The organism is Chromobacterium sphagni (assembly GCF_001855555.1).
Taxonomy (GTDB): domain Bacteria; phylum Pseudomonadota; class Gammaproteobacteria; order Burkholderiales; family Chromobacteriaceae; genus Chromobacterium; species Chromobacterium sphagni.
This window is the reverse complement of sequence record NZ_MKCT01000004.1, coordinates 1-4,473: the sequence shown is the minus strand read 5'-3', so window position 1 is coordinate 4,473 and position 4,473 is coordinate 1. Positions and strand designations below refer to the sequence as shown.

General features: G+C 64.6%; 5 protein-coding genes. 2 read left to right on the top strand and 3 right to left on the bottom strand.

Annotated features, from left to right (window positions below):
* From BI344_RS06495 to ald, 3 genes are all read right to left on the bottom strand, one after another.
* A partial coding sequence (locus BI344_RS06495; protein WP_071112178.1) for a glutamine synthetase family protein occupies positions 1–1,121 on the bottom strand: 1,121 nt, incomplete at its 3' end.
* A 113-nt stretch (positions 1,122–1,234) separates the two neighbouring features.
* Positions 1,235–1,990 (bottom strand): gamma-glutamyl-gamma-aminobutyrate hydrolase family protein, encoded by a 756-nt coding sequence (locus BI344_RS06490; RefSeq protein ID WP_071112177.1) that lies wholly within the window; start codon positions 1,988–1,990, stop codon positions 1,235–1,237.
* A gap of 19 nt (positions 1,991–2,009) precedes the next feature.
* The gene (ald, locus tag BI344_RS06485; RefSeq protein ID WP_071112176.1) at positions 2,010–3,134 is read right to left on the bottom strand and encodes an alanine dehydrogenase; all 1,125 of its coding nucleotides are present in this window, start codon (positions 3,132–3,134) and stop codon (positions 2,010–2,012) included.
* A gap of 212 nt (positions 3,135–3,346) precedes the next feature.
* On the opposite strand from ald, the gene BI344_RS06480 reads away from it, so the two are divergent.
* Both BI344_RS06480 and BI344_RS06475 read left to right on the top strand, forming a co-directional pair.
* Complete coding sequence (locus BI344_RS06480) at positions 3,347–3,892, top strand: cupin domain-containing protein (RefSeq protein WP_071112175.1); 546 nt, start codon at positions 3,347–3,349, stop codon at positions 3,890–3,892.
* Between the two features lie 18 nt (positions 3,893–3,910).
* A complete protein-coding gene (locus BI344_RS06475; RefSeq protein WP_241499267.1) occupies positions 3,911–4,309 on the top strand; it encodes a VOC family protein in 399 nt (132 codons plus the stop codon).
* The last annotated feature ends 164 nt before the right edge of the window (positions 4,310–4,473 follow it).

Sequence of the window (4,473 nt, the reverse complement as noted above, 5' to 3'; positions counted from 1 at the left end):
CTGGGCTTGAGCTTGTTCACCATGCCCAGGTAGCCGCAAGCCAGCGTGGCGGCCATCGCGATATAAGGATTAACGTCGACGCCGGGCACGCGGTTTTCGATGCGGCGCGCGGCGGGAGACGAGTGCGGCACGCGCAAGCCGACGGTGCGGTTGTCGTAACCCCATTCGACGTTGGTCGGCGCCGCGGTATAGCGAGACAAACGACGGAATGAGTTCACATAGGGAGCGAACAGCGGCATGGTCTGCGGAATGTATTTCTGCAGGCCGGCGATGAAGCCGAAGAAAATCTCGGACGGGCTGCCGTCCTCGTTGGTGAACACATTGCGGCCGGTGTTCTTGTCGACCAGGCTCTGGTGGAGGTGCATGGCGCTGCCGGGCTCGTTTTCCATCGGCTTGGCCATGAAGGTGGCGTACATATTGTGGCGGAACGCCGCCTCGCGCACGGTGCGCTTGAACAGAAACACCTGGTCGGCCAGTTCCAGCGGATTGCCGTGCAGGAAGTTGATCTCCATCTGCGCGGTGCCGATCTCGTGGATCAGCGTGTCCACTTCCAGGTTTTGCGCGTGGCAGTAGTCGTAGATGTCCTCGAACAGCGGGTCGAACTCGTTGACCGCGTCGATGGAGTAGGAGCGGCGGCCAAACTCGGCGCGGCCGGTGCGCCCCACCGGCGCAGCCAGCGGGATGTCCGGGTCCGGATTCGGCGACAGCAGGTAGAACTCCATTTCCGGCGCCAGCACCGGCTCCAGGCCCATTTCGTCGAACAGGCGCAGCACCCGCTTGAGCACATTGCGCGGCGCCACGTCCACCGGGCTGCCGTCGGCGCGGCAGCAGTCATAGATCAGTTGCGCGGTGGGATCAACCGCCCACGGCACGTAGCGCAGGGTGTTGGGATCCGGCTCCAGCACCATGTCGGGATCGGTCAGGTCCAGCAGGCTGTCGTCCGGGTAGTCGCCGGTGACGGTCTGGATCAGCACCGCCTCCGGCAGGCGCATTTCCGGGTCGGACACAAACTTGTCCTTGGGGACGATCTTGCCGCGCGCCACGCCGGTCATGTCCGGCACGATGCACTCCACTTCGGTAATGCGATGCTCTCTCAACCACTCGTTGATCTGGTGATTCATAACGCTTCCTCTGTTGACTCCCCGGCCGCTGGATACGGCTCTGGATCGGGAGGTGTCACTTTATGAGTCATCAAAAAACGCGCCGGGTTCACCGGCCGGCGCGCGGGCCCCGCCTATCTCGTCCGGACAGCCCTCCTGGCGCGGCAGGCGTCGCCGAAGGCGCGGAAGATCGCCTGCGACAGCGGGTTTTCCCAATAGCGCCATTCCGGGTGCCACTGCACTGCGAAGGCGAAACCCTTGGCGTCCCTAATCCGGTAAGCCTCAACTAAGCCATCGTCCGCATGCGCTTCCGCCTGCAGACAGGGCCCCAGCCGCTTGATGCCCTGCTGGTGCAGCGAGTTAACCTGCGCGCCGCGCTGGCCGGTCCAGCCGGCCAGCAGGCCGCCCTCGACAAAACTGACCGCGTGCGACGGCGCGTACATCTCGACCACGTCGTCGCTTTCCGCCTCGCGGTGGTCATTGAGGCCCGGCTCTTCCTGCACGTGCTGGTGCAGCTCGCCCCCCAGCGCCACGTTGATCTCCTGGAAACCGCGGCAAATGCCCAGCAGCGGCACGCCCTCCTCCAGCAGCAGCCGGATCAGCGGCAACGTCGTCGCGTCGCGCTGCGGATCGTGCAGCGTGCCCTGCCGGCTGGCCGGGCCACCATAGTGATGCGGCTCGACATTGGATGGCGAGCCGGGCAGCAGCACGCCGTCCAGCATCGCCACCGTGGCGCGCAGCAGCTTCTCGTCGCCCAGCGACGGGATCAGCAGCGGCAGGCCGCCGGCGCCGCCGGCCGCGGCGGCGATGTACTTGTCGCCCACCGCATGGAACGGCAGCCGGCCTATCATTTTCACGTCGCAGGGAATGCCGATGATCGCTTGCTGCATGGTGTGCTGCGCTCCTCTTTCAGCTGGCGGCCTTGATGGCCTCGATGGGATCGACATAGGGATAGCCGAGGTCTTTCGCCACCGCCTGGTGGGTGACGCGGCCGCGGCAGATGTTCAGGCCGTTGCGCAAGTGGGCGTTGTCCAGCAGCGCCTGGCGCCAGCCCTTGTTGGCCAGCTCCAGCATGTACGGCAGCGTGGCGTTGGTCAGCGCCTGGGTGGAGGTGCGCGCCACCCCGCCCGGCATATTGGCCACGCAGTAGTGGACGATGCCGTCCACGGTGTAGATCGGGTCCTGGTGGGTGGTGGCGCGGCTGGTCTCGAAACAGCCGCCCTGGTCTATCGCCACGTCGACCAGCACCGCGCCCGGCTTCATGCTCTTGAGCATCGCGCGGGTCACCAGCTTGGGCGCGGCGGCGCCGGGGATCAGCACCGCGCCTATCACCAGGTCGGCCACGCGGATGCTGTCGTCGATATTGGCGCTGTTGGACATCAAGGTCTTGATCCGCCCGCCGAACACCATGTCTATTTCCTTGAGGCGGGTCAGCGACTTGTCCAGGATGGTGACGTCGGCGCCGGCGCCCATCGCCATTCGCGCCGCGTTCAAGCCCACCACGCCGCCGCCTATCACCACCACCTTGGACGGAGCCACGCCCGGCACGCCGCCCAGCAGCACGCCGCGGCCGCCCTGCGCCTTCTCCAGCGCGTGGGCGCCGGCCTGGATCGCCATCCGGCCGGCCACTTCCGACATCGGCGCCAACAGCGGCAGGCCACCTCGCTCGTCGGTGACGGTTTCGTAGGCGATGGCGATGGAATCGGACTCGACCAGCAGCTTGGTCTGCTCCGGGTCCGGCGCCAGATGCAGATAGGTGAACAGCACCTGGCCCGGCCGCAACAGCCGGCACTCCACCGGCTGCGGCTCCTTCACCTTGACTATCATCTCGGCGCGCTCGAACACTTCCTCCGCATTGGAGGCGATGGACGCCCCGGCCTGGATGTACTGCTCGTCGGTGAAGCCGATCGCCAGTCCGGCCTGGGTCTGCACCAGCACCTTGTGTCCGTTCGCCACCAGCTCGCGCACACCGGACGGCGTCAGACCCACTCGGTACTCGTGGTTCTTGATCTCCTTCGGAACGCCAATCAACATAGTCGCCTCCATCTAGTTTTGTTCATGGGCAAGCAAACAACATGCGTTTAAGAAAATTCACATTGCGCTTGCTCCTTCAAGCTGATTCTGACTATAAACCCTGACCGTTGCAAAGATATTCGATTTTGCGACGCAGCAAGCAGATTGACTCCCGCTCGCGGTACAATGCCTCAAATGTCTAAAATTATTAACATATTGATGGAGCAGCAAGCATGGACGTCGGCGCTAGGTTGAGAATGGTCAGAACCCGGTTTGGCTTGTCGCAAAGAGAGCTGGCCAAGCGCGCAGGCGTCACCAACGGCACCATCTCGCTGATCGAGCAGAACCGCGTCAGCCCTTCGGTCAGTTCGCTGAAGAAAGTGCTGGAAGGCCTGCCCATCACGCTGGCGGAATTCTTCACCTTCGACGCCGCGCCGCAGCAGCCGCGGGTGTTCTACCAGGCGGACGAGCTGCCCAATCTGGGCAACGCGGAAATCAATCTGATGCTGGTGGGCACCGGCCACGACAAGCGCGACATCGCCATCCTGCGCGAACGCTACCAGCCCGGCGCCGACACCGGCCCGGACATGCTGGTGCACGAGGGCCAGGAAGGCGGCGTCATCATCCGCGGCAGCATAGAGGTGACGGTGGGCAACGAAAGCCGGGTGCTGGGCCCGGGCGACGCCTACTACTTCGACAGCAAGCTGCCGCACCGCTTCCGCAACGTCGGCGACGACATCTGCGAGATGGTCAGCGCCAGCTCGCCGCCGACATTCTGAATCCGCCCCACTCCGGAGATGACAATGAAACTGGGCTACACCATCGTCTACGTTCCCGATGTCGCCGCCTCGCTGCGCTTCTTCGCACAAGCCTTTGGCCTCAGGCAGAAGTTCCTGCACGAGTCCGGCATGTACGGCGAACTGGACACCGGCGACACCACGCTGTCCTTCGCCAGCCACGAGCTGGCCGCGATGAACCTCCCCGCCGGCCATGTGCGCGCCAGCGACACCGCCCAGCCCCTGGGAATGGAAATCGGCCTGGTCACCGACCAGGTGGAAGCCGCCCACCGGCGCGCGCTGGAATGCGGCGCGCAAGAACTGGCGGCTCCGGCGCAAAAACCGTGGGGACAGGTGGTTTCCTACCTGCGCAGCCCCGACGGCGCGCTGATCGAACTTTGCAGCCCCCACGCTGCCTGATTTCCGGCTGGACTCAGCCGCTGTAACCGCAAGCAGTATCCACATCAAGAGGAGTAAGCCATGTCCCGCAGTACGCATGCCGACTGGAAACAACTTGCTGCAGAACTGAAAATAGAAGGCCGCGCCTTCATCGACGGCGCCTATCGGCATGCCGCCGACGAGCG

Excerpts from the sequence above, each read along its gene's own strand:
- BI344_RS06490 (WP_071112177.1), bottom strand. The coding sequence starts at position 1,990 with ATGCAGCAAGCGATCATCGGCATTCCCTGCGACGTGAAAATGATAGGC.
- ald (WP_071112176.1), bottom strand. The coding sequence starts at position 3,134 with ATGTTGATTGGCGTTCCGAAGGAGATCAAGAACCACGAGTACCGAGTG.
- BI344_RS06480 (WP_071112175.1), top strand. The coding sequence starts at position 3,347 with ATGGACGTCGGCGCTAGGTTGAGAATGGTCAGAACCCGGTTTGGCTTG.
- BI344_RS06475 (WP_241499267.1), top strand. The coding sequence starts at position 3,911 with ATGACAATGAAACTGGGCTACACCATCGTCTACGTTCCCGATGTCGCC.